Source organism: Paenibacillus amylolyticus (assembly GCF_001570725.1).
Taxonomy (GTDB): Bacteria; Bacillota; Bacilli; order Paenibacillales; family Paenibacillaceae; genus Paenibacillus; species Paenibacillus amylolyticus_A.
The window spans coordinates 3503652-3521976 of record NZ_BCNV01000001.1; the positions used below are offsets into that span (position 1 = coordinate 3503652).

Sequence of the window (18325 nt, forward strand, 5' to 3'; positions counted from 1 at the left end):
CCGATCTTTTTATAACTTCACTGCATGTCCACCATCAAAAAAGTACAGCCACTTCCGGTCAACTTTCCGTCCCAATATATCTTCAATGGCCCGTCCATACAGCTCCAGCTGGAAGCCATAGTTTTCCGTAAGTGTACGCAGCCCACCTCGATGGTCCAACACCCGATCCGTCTTGTAATCGAGCAACACAAGCTCACCGTCCACCTCATACAGACAGTCAATAATTCCCCGGACCAACACCGTTTCATTTTCTATGGTGGCCTGCATTTTATTTTTTTCATCTACAGTCTGGATTTCTGAGTTCGTAGATTGCGCATGTAGCCATTCCACAGGGGACTGATGTGCCGGAAGTCCATACACAAACGGAATCTCCCGTTTTACCCACGCTGCACGCAATAGCTCTTTACCTGGTTCTGTATCGAAAAATCCGACCAGCTCTTCGAGTTCGATAGCCTCCACGTGGTGGGGCAGCAAAATCTGAAGCTCTACCAATCGCTGAGTGGTCTGCTCAATAAGCTGTGAATCAATCGCCGATCCATCTACAGGAAGATGTTGCATCAACGTATGATACACGGTCCCCCGCTCTGTCCCTGTCAATTGCTTCTCTCCCATAAATTTGGGACGACGCAGATGCAATTTGAATGACGTACCCGCAGATCCCGCATCCGAAACATTAACCGTACCGTTTGAATCTGACCCTGATCCAGTCTCGCGCTCATTAGATTCACCAGATACGCCACGTAGTGCATGACCTGCTTCATCTTTGGTGTAATTGATTCCTGGGGTGTTCTGATTCAATAATGTCTCGGATTGTTCTCCCAGTTCCTCCATCACCTCTACAGACTGGATGTCCTGCATCGCAAGTAACGTTTTCAACTCAGTAACAGATGTGCTGGCGGCCACTTGAGTTGCTGCTTCATAGGGGTACGTCCAGGAAAGCCGTTGATCAACCTCGTTGATCAGCCGTGTCTCCTCTTGTTGAAGAGCTGCTGTATCTGCACCTTCATCTCCAATGTTTTGATTAGCCGTATCTTGTGCAATCTTCGTCAGCTCTTCTACAGTTGCGGGTATAACCAACTTTACAGGCTGAACTGCTTTTAGTGCAGCAATTCGTTCTTTCCGCACCTCAGTCATCCCGTCTTCTTCCCCAAGTGTCTGATCCACCACATGGTCACGAGACACCTGATCGGCAGAAACAATAGAAATCGCCCATCGTGATTGATCATCTGCAAGACAGGCTGAGAACAAATCATTGCTTCCTGCAAGTTCTCGCAGCACAGCCGCATCTGGATGTCTCATCAGGGATGGCCCAATCCAGTCCAGGTAGCTTCGCCCTGCAGCAAGCAGATAGTCTGGCAATGCCAGTTCAGGGCTGTCCTTGACCTGAGACCACGCCAGCGCTTTTTTCGAGGCATCTTTTACGGTACCCAGCAGAATCATTTTCTCTTTGGGACGGGTCAACGCAACATACAGCACACGCATCTCTTCAGCAAGCAGTTCAAATTGCGCACGACGACGAATCGCCAGATTGGCTAATGTAGGATAGGCAACCCGATTTTCACGATCTACAAACCTCGGGCCAAATCCCAGTTCCTTATGCATTAGAAACGGTGCGTTCAGATCCTGCTGATTGAACATCTTGGATATGCCACCGACAAAGACAATTGGAAACTCCAAACCTTTACTCCGGTGAATCGTCATGATCCGTACGGCGTTGTCCTGCTCACCAGAGCTACTTGCTACAGTCCCGAGGTCTCCCCCGTTTTCCCGCAGTCTGGAAACATAGGTCAGGAAACGGAACAAGCCGCGATTCGCAGTTGATTCCTCATATTGTCGTGCGCGATCGTACAATGCCTTAAGATTACTTTGACGTTGCAGTCCTCCTGGAAGACCACCAACCCAGTCCAAATAACCGGTTTCCCGATACATACGCCAGATCAGTTCACTTAAACTGCCTTGTCTTGCCTCAAGTCTCCACTGCTGCAATTGACGCATAAAACGAATTAACTTTTGCTGCAGCTCCGAGCCTGAAATCTCCGTTATGTCCATATCTTCGCTTGCCTGTCCAGTAAAACCAGCATCTTGAACTCCATCTCTATGCACATCGAATTCGTGTACATCGTCCAGAATCTCTGCCTCAACAGAAGCTGCTGTTTCCCGCTGTCCTTGTTCCATCTCTGACCAAGCTTCCGGCCACTGCACCTGGACGATATTGGAATCAGGATGATTATCCTGCCGGGATTGTTGTACGGCATTAGTGGAAGTATCGCCCCATTCTCCAGCAGCCGATATAACTGCATCGTAGAATGACTGTCTTTTGTCACCGAGCCGAATCTGTGCCAGTTCTTCTTCATCCAGTCCGACAATCGGGGAACGAAGCACGGAAGCGAGCGGGATATCCTGCCTTGGATTATCAACAAGCTGAAGCAGAGACATCATGATTTCCACTTCCGTAGCCTGGAAGTAGCCCTTGCTCTGCTCCCCTCCAGCAGGAATTCCCTGCTGTCTGAATTCCTCAATCATGAGCGGAGCCCACATCAAGGTTGAACGCAGCAAGATGACCATGTCACCGTAACGTGCCGGTCGCATCGCTTTCAGGGCTTTGTCATATACATGAAGGGCAGGTTTGTCCGTATCCCCAACCATTTCACGAATCCGCCTCGCGATCGCCCGTGCTTCCAACTGGGCTGTTTCAAGTTCGGCACTCTCCAGTTCTGCGGAGACTGATGAATCCCCGTTCTCATCCGTACTCTCTGTCAGATCAGGTCCACCACCCTGACGATCGATCAGCAGGAGTTCAGGTGTATACGCCTCATCGCCAAGCGTCTCTGACGGGAACGTAGCTCCATATGCCAGTTGAGCGCGTTCATCGTAAGCAATCTCTGCTACGCCTTCGTTCATCAGTTGCCGGAATATCATGTTGACCGAATGCACAACTTCCGCACGACTGCGGAAATTCCGTGCAAGATCAATACGTTGACCTGTTCGATTCAGGCGATCTTTATCATCTCCGCTCTCACGCGTATTCGCTCCATACTGGCGATACTTGTTCATAAACAGACCCGGCTCTGCCAACCGGAAACGGTAGATACTCTGTTTGACATCACCTACCATGAATCGGTTACCCGGGTTTTCTCTCGAGATCAGTCTCACGATATCTTCCTGAACCGTATTGGTGTCCTGATATTCATCAAGCAACACTTCATCAAATCGCGAACGGTACTCCATAGCCGCGTCGGAAGGCATCGACAGTTCAGGCGTCGAATCCTCATGTCGCAAAATGTGAAGGCAGTAATGCTCCAGATCACTGAAGTCAACTTGCCCACGTTCCTGTTTGGCCTGCCGATAACGTTCTCCAAATGTACTAACCAATCTCGACAACTCTTGCATGAGTGGTGCCGCCTGCTCCAGCTCCTGCCAGAACGAAAACGCACTTCTTCCGAACAATGATCCTTTCAGGTCCGTAACTGCCTTTTTCGCAGCCTCACGGAGTTCCTTCACCTGATCCTGTAAAGCCGGGTCCGTCTGATCCTTTTTGCAGGGTTTCAGTTTGCCAAATGCAGCGGGTTGAAACACTTCAGGCAACCTCTCCCATGGCATAACCTGGACCGCAGACAATAGCTCTTCCACCATCACCAGGTCTTCTTTTAACGTATCTGCATAAGGTGCCGGACCTTCAGGCTGCATGGAAATATGGATACCTTGACGGAGCAGTCCTGCTGCACCACTTAAAGCAAGAGCCGCATCACGCAAAATACTCTGAACCCATGCTGAATGTCCAAGCGCCTCCACACTTTCCACCTGAAAAGCGGATGCCATCTCTGAGAGCCAATGATCCGGCCAGGAGTGACTGCGGGAGAAATCATACAACCGTTGCACAAGTCGGTGCATGGCATCATCGTTTCGTTCTCCACTGAACCAGTCCACCAATTCGCGGAATGTACTACCCTCATCTTCTTCACCGTACTTTTCCTCAAATAGTTCTTCAAGTAGTTCCTGGCGCATGATTTCCGCTTCATTTTCATTCAGGATACGGAAAGCCGGGTTCAACGGAATTTGCTGATAGTACCGGCGAATGACTTCCATACAGAATGAATGTAATGTTGTAATAGATGCCCGCCCAAGCAGGGACAGCTGCTTACGCAAATGTTCTTCCCCAGGCTGTTCTTCAAGCGCACGTTCCAGCGCTTCCCGAATACGTTGTTTCATCTCGGCGGCGGCGGCTTTGGTAAACGTAGCTACTAGCAAACGATCCACACTGAATCCTTGGGAGGGATCTGCGATCTTGCGAATAATTCGTTCAACCAATACGGCTGTCTTGCCCGATCCCGCCGCAGCGGCAACCAGAATGTCTTCTCCGCTTTCGGAGATAGCACTCCATTGGTCATCACTCCAGAAGCTACCTTCCGGTTTTGGCATATTCGTCATGATGTTTCCCCTCCCTTGGTGTGAGATAACATATCCCAGATTTGCTGTTTGCCCGGTTTGGACAACAGATTATATTCATTTCCTTCAATATTCTCATCAAACTGACAAACAGGCTTATACGGACAGAAGGTGCACGCCACTTCCTGCTGAATACGATAAGGCTCAATGGCCACATCCCCATCCGTAATTCGGGTACCAATCTCACGGATATTACTGCGAACCGAAGCAAGCAGCGTATCCCATTGCTCTGGCGTAGCTACAGCGGCGCTGCTATAAAAGCTTCCGTCTGCCTTAAGGGCAACTGGAATAATGGCTGAATACCCCTTATCCAGAGTGTTATCCATTTGAGCAATTGCGTCCCGATCCGCCAGCAGCAAACCTTTCATTTTGAACCGTTTCAGCAGTTCTTGCCCTGCCTGCTCCGATGTCATGCCGTTTGCGGATTGCAACAGCGGGTTATGCACATGGAAATACAACGTTCCTCCCGGCATCGCCGTTTCCCCAAGCCATTCCTCGGCAGCACTAAGCAGCACCTCCAGATAGGTGAGCATCTGCAATGACAGACCATAGTACACTTCATGTAACTTGAGGTCCGTCTGGCTTGATTTATAGTCAATGACACGCAGGAGCAGACCATTCTCGCCTTCTGCCACATCCACACGGTCAATACGACCCACAATTTCCATCACACAGCCGTTCTCCAGTTCAAAACGGAGTGGGGGCAGCGGTTTATCCGGTCCAAAATCAAGCTCCAGCCCAATCGGTTCAAAACTTCCGCGTCTGGACTGTTCACCAAGAATAACGGATGCCCGGCTAACAATGTCCTTTAATTTTCGGAAAATATAACCGTATCGCTTGGTGCTGAGCAAAATCTCCCCTTGCAGCTGTGGTGCAATCTGCTCCACGGTTTGCTCGGCTTCCTGGCGGCATTGGTCTGGAGTCAAGCTGCCCCAACTACGATTTTCTTCACGCAACCGCATAGCCAGCTGGCTAAGTGCAGCATGAAACAGTTGTCCGATATCAGGAGCCTGAAGGCGATACAATTGCCGTTCTTTGAGACGCAGCCCGTGCGAAGCAAAATGGGAGAACGGACAAGCTACGAACCGCTCCATTCGCGAAACACTCGTCCTCACCTCTGTGCCATACAATCTGCGACTGGTAGCTGTACGTAGTGGTAATGCCCGATTACGATAAAAGATTGATCCCAGCAGTTGCTCCAACTGAGGTCTGCTTGTCTCCCTAGATGCATGCCAGTTGTAGACTGCCCACCACATTTCAGGAATGTCTTCTCCGCGGCGCCATTTGCGCAATTGTCCAATGAGCGCAGACAAACTCTGCCCTGGATGTGTAACATAGGACCAATGAGCTTCTTCCGAGTTCGCAACCGGTGGTTGAGCAAGCAATGGCTGTTCTTGTAAACCAAACATTTTCCGTACATGGCGGACAATCTCGGAAGGAAGCAGTGCTTTCCCCTCATCATCAGCAACCGGGTAACTCAGCCACAACTGGCTGCTTGCCGCTGTAAGTGCCGTATAGATCAGAAAACGTTCATCCAGCATCTGCCTTGTTGCACCTGGTCCAAGCGCCACGCCTCTTTCTGTCAGCAACGATCTTTCCAGCTCCGTTAATACGCCATCATCCTGAGGTACGGCGGGCAATTCACCATCAACTGCACCAAGGATAAATACGTATTTGATGTCCTGAAGACGTGTACGGTCCATGGAACCGACCAATACCTGATCCAGTGCTGGTGGTACCAGACCCAGCTTCAGTTCGGTCAAACCGGTCTCGATCATCCCGGCAAACAGCGTGATATCCAGCCGTTCATTCCCCATCATATCTACCATCTGATCCAATAGATCGAGCACAGCTCCCCACATCTGCCGATGTTCTCTCGAACGTTCGGGATCTCCCTGAGCTTTAGCTTCAGCAGACATATGTTCCAACTTCCAAGGAATTTCGGCATCTTCCAGCAGTCTGTATAATGCTTCGCATTGGGCTTTGGCTGTCTTTGCCTTTTTCATTCGTTTCTCAAAAGCACCCAAGGAATCTGTAATGACCGTTCGACAACTCTCCATTAAAGAAAGCATTTGGTCCCGTCCTCGACTACGGCCATCCTGACCGTTATCTTCCAGTGATAAGCTAGGAACATACTTCCACGGTTTGCCGTCAGTCCAGCGATATCCATGAATACCACAGGCCAGTGCATAATTCTCAAGCTGGTCCATATCTTCTCGGGTGATGGAACCATCACGCGGAAGCAACAAATCCGTTTTGACACAGCGAAATACATCCTCGTAACGCCAGTGGCGACGAACAATATCCAGTGCGGAACGGATAAACTCAGATAATGGATGATGAAGTTCATTTCTTCTGCGGTCCAGAAAGACGGGTACGCCATAATCCCTAAATAGCGGTTCAGCTATATCAGCGTAGGTATCCAACTGACGGACAAGTACCGCCATATCCCGATAACGCGCACCCTCGTTTTGCGCCAGGCGCCGCATCTCACGCAGTGCTCCCTCCATCTCAGCTCGTCGGTTCTCCGCTGCAACCAGTCGGATTCCGGAATCACAGCCATCACTTTTCCACCGGATTCGGCGGTCGAAACCAGCCTCCAGATGAGCAAGTCCCGGACGATCCTTGTATCTCGGTGGAATCTCCGAATCTAGCACGGTTATATCGCTCGTTACACCCAGTTCGTCAGCCATCCCTTTCAGGCGCGCATAGGCACTTGCCGTGGGATAGAACAGTTCCAGTTCTCCAGGCAGTGCGCCGTGATCATAAGGACGATCCAATGTCAGTGCAATCGTCACGGAAGAGGATTGCAACATGAGCCGACCAATCACACTCATCTCCTGTGGCGTGAATCCCTGAAAACCATCAATCCAGATCTGGGCATTCTGCAGCAATGCACTTTCCGACAAACGCTCTGTCAGCTCGGTCAACGTGTCTTCATCATCAATATATAATTGGGTCAGTTCCTGTTCATAGTCACGATATATTAGATTCAAGTCATGCAACTTGTCCTCCAGAATTGGCGAAGAGGATGAGGTATTCCCTCCAGACAGCCCTTCTTCCAGCAATGATGGATCAACTTCATAACGTTTAAATTCACTATATAAGTCATTTAATTCGCCTATAAAACCCAGCTGACTGCCGGATGCACCAAACAGCTTCAATTCTTCCTTACGGCGCTGGATGACTTTGTATAGCAGCATCTTCTTGCCTTCGGCTCCGATCGGAATACGAGCAGAACCGCCGGCTTCCTGCATTACGCGGTAGGCTAACCGGCGAAAGCCAAGCACTTCTGCGCGCATTGTACCTTTAATTGCTCCTGAAGACACCAATGTTTGCTCCGTTCGAAAAGAACTCTGTTCCGGAACAAGTAAAATCAAAGGTTTACCTTGCGGCTCCTTTTGCAGCAGGGATGTAATTTCCCGGGTAATCAGCGAGCTTTTGCCGCTGCCTGCCCGACCAATAACAAAACGAACGGACATGTCTAATCCTCCAAACCACACGTACAAGATTTTAATTCCCAGTATAACATATCTGACTTGGTTCGGAACATACGTTTGCCACTATCCGGTAAAACCGGAGAACATCTCCGTTAACACGGCAAAAAGCCCGCAGCTGTTCACACTGTGGACTTTTGACTGAAAGTATCATTCATTTAAACTTTACTTTACCTTACGAGAGATTAAAAAAAGTGAAAAGAGACTCTTCTAATTCTTTTTACTACGCACTTCGAAAATAGCAAATTTCAGGTAATGTCCCTCATCCACGCCCAAAATTTGCGGGTGATCCTTACCAGCTGCTTTCCAGTCGATTAGACGCAGCACTTTGCCTGCATCTTCCGCTGCATCCGCAATCGTATCCAGGAAGAGGTCTGGACGCATGTGATATGAACAGCTCGCTGTTACCAAATATCCACCCTCATTGACCAGTTTCATTCCTTGCAGATTGATATCTTTATATCCACGGCATGCACCTTTGACTGCTGATTTCGTTTTGGCAAATGCAGGAGGATCAAGGATGACCACATCAAATGTTTTACCGCCAGCTGCCAGCGCTTTGGATGTATCCACTTTCTGTTCGCCTGCACGCGCACGTGCGGTACGTTCATCCAGCCCCTTCACTTGTTCACGCAAGTACTGGAATGCATCAGCAACTACGAACTCGACCCGGTCAGTGAAACCGTTCAGCTCCACATTTGTTCGTGCACTCTCAATGGCATGCTCCGAAATATCAAGACAAGTCACTTTTTTGGCTCCATACTTACAAGCATTCAACGTGAAGCTGCCCGTGTGTGAGAAGCACTCCAGTACGGTAGCACCATCCCAATAAGGGAATGTAACCACCTTACCGCTTTTATTCACAGGCAAGAGCTGCTCTGTGCCATCCTGCTCGGTCTGTTGAAGTGTAATTCCACTCTTATAGCCCCAACCCTTCATGAGGGGTTCGATCGCTGCACGATTCTCGCGTTGGTCGAAGAAGTAACCTGTCTTCTGTCCTTCCACGATATCCACTTTAATGAGTAGTCCATTCTCTGTAACGGTGACATGTCGTGGACACTCTCCATACAGCGGACCTTTGGTCTGCTCCAAACCTTCCAGTTCACGAATCGAGACATCACTGCGCTCATAGATGCCTTCCGGCTGCATCACTTCAATGAGTGCTTGTACAATGGCTTCACGGCAATGATCCATGCCGAGTGTAAGCAACTGTACAACGAGAATGCTGCCGAACCGGTCAACGATCAATCCTGGCAGAAAATCAGCTTCTCCGTATACAAGACGGTACGCCTCTCCATCCTGGATAAAGCGTTCCCGATGACGCAAGCAATCGCGGAAACGAGCTGCAAAGAACGCCGTGTCCATCTGTTCGGACTCCAGCGGTTGATACGATACAACCCTTACAGTGATCTGAGATGCAGGATTGTAATAACCTGTCGCCAAATAGCGACCTTGATGATTCAATACATTGACCAGATCTCCCGGTTCCGGGTTTCCGTCAACAGAGGCAATTTCATTGTTAAATATCCATGGATGCGCATGTTCAAGCCGCTTTTTGCGACTGCGTTCGAGTGTAACTGATGGCAAGGTAGATCCACTTCCTTTACTTTAATAGTTCAAAAGATAGGTTTGGTGCGGCGCGTAGATGGCGTTTCGGTTACGAATCGATCTTCCGATCGCTGTTGTCTCCAGATTTTTTTGATTCCCTTTTTTAAAGGGAAAATCCGGAGACAAAGGCGCACGCTTCGCTTCTTCAGATTCGATTTCGTCCCCTCCACTACGTTTGCACGAATCACCGTATCTTTCGAATTGAGATGGGGCAGTTGAGAGCATGTTGGCGCTAAGTTGTTACTATAAGCGCTATATGAGTGACGCTACGGCGACGACTTGTTCCTCTGATCGCTGTTATCCCCAGATTTTTTGAACTCCCTTTTCTCAAAGGGAAAATCCGGGGATAAAGGCGAGCGCTTCGCTTCTTCGGTAACAATTTCGTCTTCTTCGCTACACTTGCACGAATCACCGTATCTTTCGAATTGCGGTGGGGTAATTTAGGTCGCTTCCCTCTGAATTCCTTTAGGCTTGTCATGGTTGTCTTTGTTTACTCATAGGATGAGTTAAGGAACCGGACGGAAGGAATGATGTTTCTATGTTTAGAGATGTGATATTGCCCCTACTCTATGGGCTTATTATCTTTTTTGGTGGCATGAAGCTGATGGAGACTGCCTTGCAGCGCATGGCTGGGCCCATGCTGGCAGGTTGGCTCAATCGTGCTACCTCTGCTCCATGGAAAGGCATGGCTTTCAGCGCGGGTGCAACGGCCCTGTTGCAGAGTAGTACTGCGGTCACTGTACTCACCATTGGACTGGCTAACGCCAGATTGCTGACCTATGGACGCACACTCGGCATCATCCTTGGCACCAACATCGGGACATGTCTGACGACGGAGCTGGTAGGACTGCAGATCGGACGTGCTTCCCTACCGCTACTCGTCCTGTCGCTGACGGGCTGGGCCATGTTTGTTGTTCTTGGTGAACGCAATCTGGCCGCTCCTGAACGCACGCGCCGGACTCTGTTCAACATCCAGTACAGCTTCCTCGCAGCTGCGGGATTTGCACTTGTTATGACAGGCATTCAGGTGATGCAATCCATTGCCTTACCCTTACGGAGCATGGGCGTATTTCAATGGTTTCTCGACCGCTCGGCCGACAGCTTGTGGTGGGGCTTCCTGGCAGGTGCCTGTCTGACAGCGCTCATTCACAGCAGCGCGGCTGTCATTAGCATGGCGATTACGCTCGCAGCCACAGGGGTATTGCCTGTGGAGATCGGCATCGCCATTGTGATCGGGTCCAACGTGGGGACCTGCATCACCGCCGTGATCGCTGCCGCGGGCGGAGCATCCGCAGGCAAATTTGTCGCAGCCTCCCATGTTGTATTAAACATTGCGGGAGCGCTGCTGTTTATGCCGCTGATCGGCCAGCTGCATGCAGCTTCGGCCTGGCTGTCAGCGGACAACGGGGCACAGATTGCGCATGCCCAGACCCTTTTTAACATCACCAGTTCACTGCTTGCCTTACCGTTCTGTTACTTGCCAATCTGGCACAAAAAACCACCGGTCCACGCCCCCGCGGCGAAGTCACCCGTGGCTTGATGATCTGTCTATCCAGACCTGAGGAACGTGTGCGATAACTGGACAAGACAGCCACTCGTTATACGTTAATGCCCAACTTGTTCAGTGCTACACGCAAGATGTCATCGTTATTATCATATCCGCTCTGCTGCTGTCTGGACCATGCTTCTTCCGGAGCATACCAATCCACACCCTTGATTTCTTCAATCTGAGGCTGTAAATCACCACTCTCGGCTTCAACAAGATAGTAATGGACTTCCTTATCTACCGGACCGAACTCTGCATGTTGGTACGTATATGCAATGATATCGACTGGTTCCACAATACGACCGACCATACCTGTCTCTTCCAAAATCTCGCGCAATGCCGTCTGTTCAATTGTTTCTCCATCTTCCATTTTGCCCTTGGCGAGAGTCGTTTTACCATAACGATCTACGATAAGCTGAATTTGAAGACGTCCGTCTTCCCCTGTTCTATAGACAACTCCGCCTGCTGAAATTTCTTTTTTGTTCATCGTGCTCTCCCCCATCGACTTCAATATCTTATTTTTTTGCAAAAGAAGGACCTCATCTCCCGGGTAAGCTCCCCAAGGAAATGAAATCCTTGTTTCTGACGCCTCGATCACATCGCGGCGGACTTAAGATTCTCTTCCAACACACGTACCAGCGTAGCCTGACTCTCATTGACGCCAGCTTCAACCACTTTGACTCGGCACACTTTACCGACCATATCCATGGTTCCTTCAAAGACCAGCTGAATGTAGTTGTCGCTATAACCGTGCAGCTTGCCGCTTCCCTCGCGGCCTTTGGCTTCGCCTTCAGGAATGACATCCAGTACCTGTCCGACAAACTGCTCAGCGTACTCCAGCTGCATCTGCTCGGACAAGTCAATCAGTTCATGCACACGTGCATTTTTGACCTCTTCGTCCACCTGATCTTCCATTCGTGCTGCTGGTGTACCCGTACGCTTGGAATAAGGAAATACGTGCATTTCGGAGAAACCGATTTTCCGCATCAACTCATAGCCATTACGGTACATCTCATCCGTCTCACCCGGAAATCCAACAATAATGTCAGTCGTAATCGCCACATCTGGCATCGCTTCCCGAATGCGAAGCATTTTGTTGTAGAACTCTTCTGTCGTATATTTGCGACGCATGCGTTTCAATACTGTATCATCCCCGGCTTGCAGCGGAATATGGAAGTGACGAACGAGTTTGTCCGAACGTTTGATCACGTCGAGCATGCGGTCATCGATCTGACTCGCTTCAATCGAGCTGATTCGAATACGCTCCAGACCCTCTACTTTATCCAAATCCCACAGCAGATCGGTCAGATCATAGTTTTCCATGTCATCCCCATACCCACCTGTATGAATACCAGTCAGAACAATCTCCTTGTATCCGGCGTGTACGAGTTGATGCGCCTGTTGAACGATGCTGTTCGCTTCCCGGCTGCGTGAGAGACCACGAGACCACGGAATAATGCAGAATGTACAGAAGTTATTGCAACCATCCTGAATCTTCAGGAAAGCGCGGGTACGGTCAGCAAAATCCGGTACGTCCATCTCTTCAAATACACGGGTTTTCATAATATTACGCACCGCGTTAACGGGTTGACGTGACTCCTGAATTTCATTGACATATGGCAAAATCTTGTCACGGTCCTGTGTACCGATAACCAGATCCACGCCAGGGATGTCCAGAATCTCTGCCGGAGAAGTCTGCGCATAGCAGCCTGTAACGGCCACAATCGCCTCTGGGTTGCGCCGAATGGCACGACGAATAATTTGACGGCTCTTTTTGTCGCCGGTATTGGTTACTGTACAAGTATTAATCAAGTATACATCCGCTGTCTGTTCGTCAAAGTCCACTTGATCGTATCCTTCGTTTTTGAACAATTGCCAAATCGCCTCTGTATCATAGAAATTAACTTTGCAGCCTAAGGTGTAAAACGCCACGGATGGCATAATTACATTCCTCCCATTTCTCCGGATTCATATAGCACGCAAGTTAGTGCTGCCATTCCAGCTGTCTCAGCACGCAAAATGCGTTTGCCCAGTCCAACAGATACAGCACCTGCCTGATCAGCTTCTGCCGTCTCCTTCTCAGAAAATCCACCTTCCGGTCCAACAACGATCAATACTTCTGCACTCGCACCAGGTGCAAGCTGTTCAACAAACGGTTTCAGCGCATCTCTCAGCTGTTTACCGTTTTCTTTCTCATAACAATAACATACCAGGCTATAGCCCTCAAAAGAAGATAACAGCCCTTTCCAGGAAAGTGGCTGCTCAACGGATGGAATGCGATTCCGGTGACTCTGTTCGGCAGCTTCCTTGGCAATTTTTCGCCACCGCTCCAACCGTTTGCCTTCTTTCTTGGCATCATATTGCACAATCGTACGTTCTGATAGGAAGGGTACAAATGATACCGCCCCGATCTCAGTACATCTCTGGATGACTGTTTCCATCTTGTCACCTTTGGGCAAACTCTGTGCCACGGTTACACGAATCCGCGCTTCATGGTCCATAACCAGTGACTCTACAATATTGGCCGTCACTTGGCCAGCTTCAATCGTCTCAATCTCCACGAGTGCTTCTCTGGAGTTTCCGTCACTGACAATCAGTTTATCTCCAGGCTTACCACGCATAACCTTACCGATATGGCGTGCATCATCACCTGTGATGATCACAGCGTGTTCATTAAACTGTTCTGCAGATACAAAATATCGCTGCATAAGTCAATCCACCCATTCTGTCCTGTTATGACTGGAATTCACCCCGCCCAATGACAGGCGTGAATCCAATCGCCACAGATGATCATACAACTTTTACATGTTTCTGACCAGTATATCCGTCCAAACACGATACGCTTTTAGCGATATATTTCAATAATCACCTTTGCCAGATCCACATACATCGTTTGCGCGAACTCATACAAAGGTTGAATCGTTACATTTTGCAAAGGAGGTATAACTAGAATTAATAGGAAGATAAAAATGGACCATTGCTCCACACCTTGCAGCTTGCGGCTGATTGAAGGTGGCAGTGCATCTTCTAGAATCCGATAACCATCCAACGGAGGCAACGGAATCAAGTTAAACAGGAACAGGAAAAAGTTTGTTAAGTTAAAGATAGCGAAGAACGTCGTAATTGCTGTCAGCAGCCGCTCATTATCAATCCCGCCGAGTGCTCCTGAACCAACCAGTGAGGCATAGATGATTGTACCGATGATCGCGAGTAATAAATTGCTTAGAGGCCCTGCTGCGGATACGATGATGCCCATCAATCTAGGCTTGTCGAAGTTAGCCCGATTAACCGGAACCGGACGTGCCCAACCAAAACCGGCAATAATGAGCAGGAGCACACCAAACAAATCAAAGTGAACAACCGGATTCAGTGTAACCCGACCCAACAGCTTGGCTGTCGGATCACCGAATTTGTTTGCAAAATATGCATGCGCGAATTCATGCACCGTAAATGCGATCAGAATGGTCAGCAGGAAAAACGGAAGCTGATCGATCGGATAACGAAAGAACGAATTCCAAAAGTCCATGGGTTACCCCTTTCTGGCTACAAACGCCAGCCAATCCTCATCACGGTGGATCGCACTCACTTCAAACCCGGAGGCTACCAGTGCATCATGTACAACCTGCTCTTTGTTCTTCCAAATACCCGATACAATATAGGTACCACCAGACTCAAGCGCATTATAGACATCATCTACGAATAACAAAATGATCTCAGCCAGAATGTTCGCCACGACAACCTTAACTGGCAGTTGCACACCAAGCGCAGGGTCCTGACTCCCGAGGACGGACAACAGATCACTCTCTTTAACCGTAATTTGTTGCTCCAGCCCATTCAGTTCCACATTCTCCCTGGCACTGATTACCGCAACCGGATCAAGATCGAGCGCCAGCACATGTTTTGCCCCAAGCTTGATCGCTCCGATAGCCAAAATACCCGAACCTGTACCTACGTCAATAACTTCCTCGCCGCCCTGAATAACCGTTTCCAATGTGCGCAAGCAGAGGGAGGTCGTTGGATGTGTTCCTGTTCCAAAAGCCATACCTGGATCAAGCTCAATGATTTTCTCATCCGGACTTTCAGGCGTATACTCCTCCCACGTTGGTTTGATCGTCAGACGTTCCGATACACGTACCGGCTTGAAATATTGCTTCCAAGCTGTTGCCCAGTCATTTTCATCCACTGTACGCGTCTCATAACGAACCTCACCTGTATCAATTCCAAATTCAGAGAGTTCCTCAATTCTCGGATGAACTTCGGACTGCAGTGCAACCATATCCGTACCTTCGGAGAAGTACCCTTTGATGACCGCAAAGCCTTCAGGAATATCATTCAAAGGAACATCGTATAACTCACCATACGTTGTGTCCCGTTTTTTATTTAAAGTACCGGACTCTTCAATCGAAACCCCTCCAGCACCCGCTTCATGTAAAAAATTCGAAATCATCTCCACAGCTTCTTCTGTGGTATGTATTGTTAGTTCATGCCATAACATACTTGGTTTTTCCTCCTCATTTTTCAAACATCCCAACTATTGTACTACACAAGCGAGCCGGAGCACAAAGCCGACCACGAAAAGAAAAACAAAACAGGATATCCGCAGTCTAGCTGCTCGAATATCCTGTCATCTATTCAACCATATCTATATCATTTACTTAAGCATTTTGCATAATTTGAATCTCACTTAACAAAAACGTCCACCGTTCTGCGTGATCATCTCTGCGGCTTGCGGGAGCGAATCGTTGGATATGGACACGGTCAGCAAAATTTCTTGTTTTATCCTGTCGGCCGAATCCGCTTCGGGCGTATCATACACCTGACCATTGGATAACATTTCCGTTTCATCACTAATCAGGGCAAGTACATTCAATTCGCCACTAAATCCTCCGACGACAGCCGTAGGAGAATTATCGGAGCCCGTAACATCGTGTGAGTTTAAGGCAGACGCTTCATTGCCGAGACTCTCGATACTCAATTGGTTCGGGTGTAACAATTCCAGGGCTCTGCGTGCAGACTCGGCCTCAGCCCAGCTTGTAAATACAGCTTCGAGGGTAACCGCCGAGCGATCTTCAGTCATGAAGCTCCCGTCCCTGACGTCGATCAGCCGCTTCACTGCGGCGTAGTGCTTCGATATCCTCATGATCCGCAGCTTCAGCGCTGAATTCCACGTCCTCATTTTTAGCGGACTGCAATCGTTTCATCTTTTCCGTTTTCGTGAGAATCTTGCCTGGACGTTCATGTTCTGCCATTGTTATGCTCCTCCTTCAAATTAAAATGAACTAATACGTGTACACTGTAACACTCCGATTGTAGTCCCATCCTCCGATCGCTGTTATCCCCAGATTTCTTCAACTCCCTCCTTAAAGGGAGAAATCCGGGGATAAAGGCGCACGCTTCGCTTCTTCAGATTGGTTCTACACTCTCCGTTAAAGTGTAATTATCTGTCCATCTTATATGGATTTCTTGAAACTAGATCATTCCACCGGCTTGTTCGATTATGGACATAGCACGGTGATGTACCGATTCATCTACGATGACCGTTAGCAATACATCCCTTCCCGTAGGTCCACCTTGTCCACCATCACTCATGCCGCTTGCAGAAGGGTCCGCCGCAGCCATGATTCCAGCGCTCGCATTCGTTTGCATCGAATCGGGCACCCATGATGAAAAACTGCCGGAAACGCCCGGCTTGTAGGAAGCCCCGCTTGGTCCTACACCTGCATATCGGCTGAATCGATTAATTGACAGGTCTTCCACTCGCAATGCCTCCAGTTTTTTGGCTGCCCCTTGCGCCTGCTCCGGGCTATGAAAGTACGCCAAAATATTTTTCTCGGTCATCCGCTTCACCTGCTTCCCTAATTTCTCGCATATCAGCTATGCATATCATTCTCGCCATGCTATCTTTCCGCAAATTTGCTCAGAATATACCGAAATGCTCCCACAAATTGCTGTCGTTCTTCGCAGCATAAATCCATGGATTTTGCGAAAACCACTGAATCTGTAAAAAAGCGTACAAAAAAAGGACACCCCACGGTAAAAACCGGTGTGGTGTCCTTTGGGACTTGCTTTATTTTATTCTCAGTCGCCGCGGAAGGCGCGTTTTACTCTGTCAAAGAAGGATTGTTCATGCTCATGTGTTTGCTCTCCATCCAGTGCAGCAATTTGGCGAAGCAGATCCTTCTGCTCGTCATTCAGCTTACTAGGTGTAACCACAACCACTTTCACATGTTGATCCCCTTGCCCCATACCGCGCAGGCGTGGTACGCCTTTGCCTTTGAGTCGGAAATACGTTCCCGTCTGTGTACCAGCTGGTACTTTCAACTTCACTTTCTCAGTCAATGTCGGGATCTCAACTTCATCTCCCAGAGCTGCCTGAGCAAAGGTAAGTGGGATTTCGCAATAAATATCGTCGCCTTCACGCTCGAAGAAATCATGTGATTTCACGCGAATGACAATATACAGATCTCCCGCTGGTCCGCCACGCAGGCCTCCCTCGCCTTCACCTGTCATACGCAGTTGCGCGCCATCATCTACACCCGCTGGAATGCGAACATGGATTTTGCGTTGCTTGCGGACTTTACCGCTGCCACTGCACGTTGTACATTTTTCTTTGATAATTTGGCCCGAACCGCTACAGTTCGAACATGCACGACGATTAACCATACGACCGAACGGTGTATTTTGAACGACTTCCTGCTGACCGCTACCTTGGCAGACCGAGCAGGTTTCCGGTTTCGTTCCAGGTTTGGCGCCTGAGCCATGACACGTATCGCAGCCTTCGGTACGCGGAATCGTAATATCGGTTTCTTTGCCGAATACCGCTTCCTTGAACTCAATCGTCATCGTGTACTGCAGATCATTCCCCCGTTGCGGAGCATTTGGATCACGTCGTCCACCGCCACCGCCGCCAAAGAACATGTCGAAGATATCGCCAAATCCGCCGCCGCCAAAATCACCGCCACCACCGAATCCACCTTGATTCGGATCGACATGACCATATTGATCATACTGGGCACGCTTCTGACCGTCACTCACTACATCGTAAGCTTCTTTAACTTCTTTAAATTTAGCTTCCGCATCAGCAGCCTTGTTTACGTCAGGGTGATACTGACGGGCAAGCTTACGGTAAGCCTTTTTAATCTCATCGTCGTTAGCCGTTTTACTAACGCCAAGCACCTCATAATAATCACGCTTTTCAGCCACTCTTCCACCCCCATATCATTCACCA

At 49.1% G+C, this 18325-nt stretch carries 13 protein-coding genes; 1 reads left to right on the forward strand and 12 read right to left on the reverse strand.

What is annotated here, in order from left to right:
- Nucleotides 1–9 precede the first annotated feature (9 nt).
- From addA to PAHA3_RS15570, 3 genes are all read right to left on the reverse strand, one after another.
- Nucleotides 10–4428, reverse strand: a complete 4419-nt coding sequence (gene addA, locus PAHA3_RS15560; RefSeq protein ID WP_062835510.1) for a helicase-exonuclease AddAB subunit AddA — start codon at nucleotides 4426–4428, stop codon at nucleotides 10–12.
- On the reverse strand, nucleotides 4425–7928 hold the full coding sequence (gene addB / locus PAHA3_RS15565; protein ID WP_062835511.1) for a helicase-exonuclease AddAB subunit AddB: 3504 nt from the start codon (nucleotides 7926–7928) through the stop codon (nucleotides 4425–4427). The genes addA and addB overlap by 4 nt, the downstream gene beginning before the upstream one ends.
- Before the next feature lie 225 nt (nucleotides 7929–8153).
- The gene (locus tag PAHA3_RS15570) at nucleotides 8154–9530 is read right to left on the reverse strand and encodes a class I SAM-dependent rRNA methyltransferase (RefSeq protein WP_062835512.1); all 1377 of its coding nucleotides are present in this window, start codon (nucleotides 9528–9530) and stop codon (nucleotides 8154–8156) included.
- A 559-nt stretch (nucleotides 9531–10089) separates the two neighbouring features.
- Here PAHA3_RS15570 and PAHA3_RS15575 point away from each other — a divergent pair.
- Nucleotides 10090–11091 carry a Na/Pi cotransporter family protein gene (locus PAHA3_RS15575; RefSeq protein ID WP_062835513.1) on the forward strand — a complete coding sequence of 334 codons (1002 nt, stop codon included), beginning with the start codon at nucleotides 10090–10092 and terminating at the stop codon, nucleotides 11089–11091.
- A 58-nt stretch (nucleotides 11092–11149) separates the two neighbouring features.
- On the opposite strand, the gene PAHA3_RS15580 is transcribed toward PAHA3_RS15575, so the two are convergent.
- The 9 genes from PAHA3_RS15580 to dnaJ all read right to left on the reverse strand — a co-directional run bounded on the left by PAHA3_RS15580 (nucleotide 11150) and on the right by dnaJ (nucleotide 18300).
- The gene (locus PAHA3_RS15580) at nucleotides 11150–11584 is read right to left on the reverse strand and encodes an NUDIX hydrolase (RefSeq protein WP_062835514.1); all 435 of its coding nucleotides are present in this window, start codon (nucleotides 11582–11584) and stop codon (nucleotides 11150–11152) included.
- A gap of 107 nt (nucleotides 11585–11691) precedes the next feature.
- Nucleotides 11692–13038, reverse strand: coding sequence for a tRNA (N(6)-L-threonylcarbamoyladenosine(37)-C(2))-methylthiotransferase MtaB (gene mtaB, locus PAHA3_RS15585; protein ID WP_062835515.1), 1347 nt, complete (start codon nucleotides 13036–13038; stop codon nucleotides 11692–11694).
- A 2-nt stretch (nucleotides 13039–13040) separates the two neighbouring features.
- On the reverse strand, nucleotides 13041–13805 hold the full coding sequence (locus tag PAHA3_RS15590) for an RsmE family RNA methyltransferase (RefSeq protein ID WP_062835516.1): 765 nt from the start codon (nucleotides 13803–13805) through the stop codon (nucleotides 13041–13043).
- Between the two features lie 137 nt (nucleotides 13806–13942).
- Nucleotides 13943–14623, reverse strand: a complete 681-nt coding sequence (locus PAHA3_RS15595; protein WP_062835517.1) for a site-2 protease family protein — start codon at nucleotides 14621–14623, stop codon at nucleotides 13943–13945.
- 3 nt (nucleotides 14624–14626) lie between these two features.
- Nucleotides 14627–15592, reverse strand: a complete 966-nt coding sequence (prmA, locus tag PAHA3_RS15600; protein ID WP_062835518.1) for a 50S ribosomal protein L11 methyltransferase — start codon at nucleotides 15590–15592, stop codon at nucleotides 14627–14629.
- A 189-nt stretch (nucleotides 15593–15781) separates the two neighbouring features.
- Nucleotides 15782–16174: a hypothetical protein gene (locus PAHA3_RS15605; RefSeq protein WP_062835519.1), complete on the reverse strand. Its 393-nt coding sequence runs from the start codon at nucleotides 16172–16174 to the stop codon at nucleotides 15782–15784.
- The gene (locus tag PAHA3_RS15610; protein WP_062835520.1) at nucleotides 16167–16346 is read right to left on the reverse strand and encodes a YfhD family protein; all 180 of its coding nucleotides are present in this window, start codon (nucleotides 16344–16346) and stop codon (nucleotides 16167–16169) included. Before PAHA3_RS15610 ends, PAHA3_RS15605 begins: the two co-directional genes overlap by 8 nt.
- A 220-nt stretch (nucleotides 16347–16566) precedes the next feature.
- Complete coding sequence (locus PAHA3_RS15615; RefSeq protein WP_017687219.1) at nucleotides 16567–16935, reverse strand: hypothetical protein; 369 nt, start codon at nucleotides 16933–16935, stop codon at nucleotides 16567–16569.
- Nucleotides 16936–17175: 240 nt separating this feature from the next.
- Nucleotides 17176–18300 (reverse strand): molecular chaperone DnaJ, encoded by a 1125-nt coding sequence (gene dnaJ, locus PAHA3_RS15620; protein ID WP_062835521.1) that lies wholly within the window; start codon nucleotides 18298–18300, stop codon nucleotides 17176–17178.
- Between the last annotated feature and the right edge of the window lie 25 nt (nucleotides 18301–18325).

What these genes read in the sequence shown, in the direction of transcription:
- addA (WP_062835510.1), bottom strand. Translation starts at nt 4,428, where the DNA reads ATGACGAATATGCCAAAACCGGAAGGTAGCTTCTGGAGTGATGACCAA.
- addB (WP_062835511.1), bottom strand. Translation starts at nt 7,928, where the DNA reads ATGTCCGTTCGTTTTGTTATTGGTCGGGCAGGCAGCGGCAAAAGCTCG.
- PAHA3_RS15575 (WP_062835513.1), top strand. Translation starts at nt 10,090, where the DNA reads ATGTTTAGAGATGTGATATTGCCCCTACTCTATGGGCTTATTATCTTT.
- PAHA3_RS15580 (WP_062835514.1), bottom strand. Translation starts at nt 11,584, where the DNA reads ATGAACAAAAAAGAAATTTCAGCAGGCGGAGTTGTCTATAGAACAGGG.
- mtaB (WP_062835515.1), bottom strand. Translation starts at nt 13,038, where the DNA reads ATGCCATCCGTGGCGTTTTACACCTTAGGCTGCAAAGTTAATTTCTAT.
- PAHA3_RS15590 (WP_062835516.1), bottom strand. Translation starts at nt 13,805, where the DNA reads ATGCAGCGATATTTTGTATCTGCAGAACAGTTTAATGAACACGCTGTG.
- PAHA3_RS15595 (WP_062835517.1), bottom strand. Translation starts at nt 14,623, where the DNA reads ATGGACTTTTGGAATTCGTTCTTTCGTTATCCGATCGATCAGCTTCCG.
- prmA (WP_062835518.1), bottom strand. Translation starts at nt 15,592, where the DNA reads ATGTTATGGCATGAACTAACAATACATACCACAGAAGAAGCTGTGGAG.
- PAHA3_RS15605 (WP_062835519.1), bottom strand. Translation starts at nt 16,174, where the DNA reads ATGACTGAAGATCGCTCGGCGGTTACCCTCGAAGCTGTATTTACAAGC.
- PAHA3_RS15610 (WP_062835520.1), bottom strand. Translation starts at nt 16,346, where the DNA reads ATGGCAGAACATGAACGTCCAGGCAAGATTCTCACGAAAACGGAAAAG.
- PAHA3_RS15615 (WP_017687219.1), bottom strand. Translation starts at nt 16,935, where the DNA reads ATGACCGAGAAAAATATTTTGGCGTACTTTCATAGCCCGGAGCAGGCG.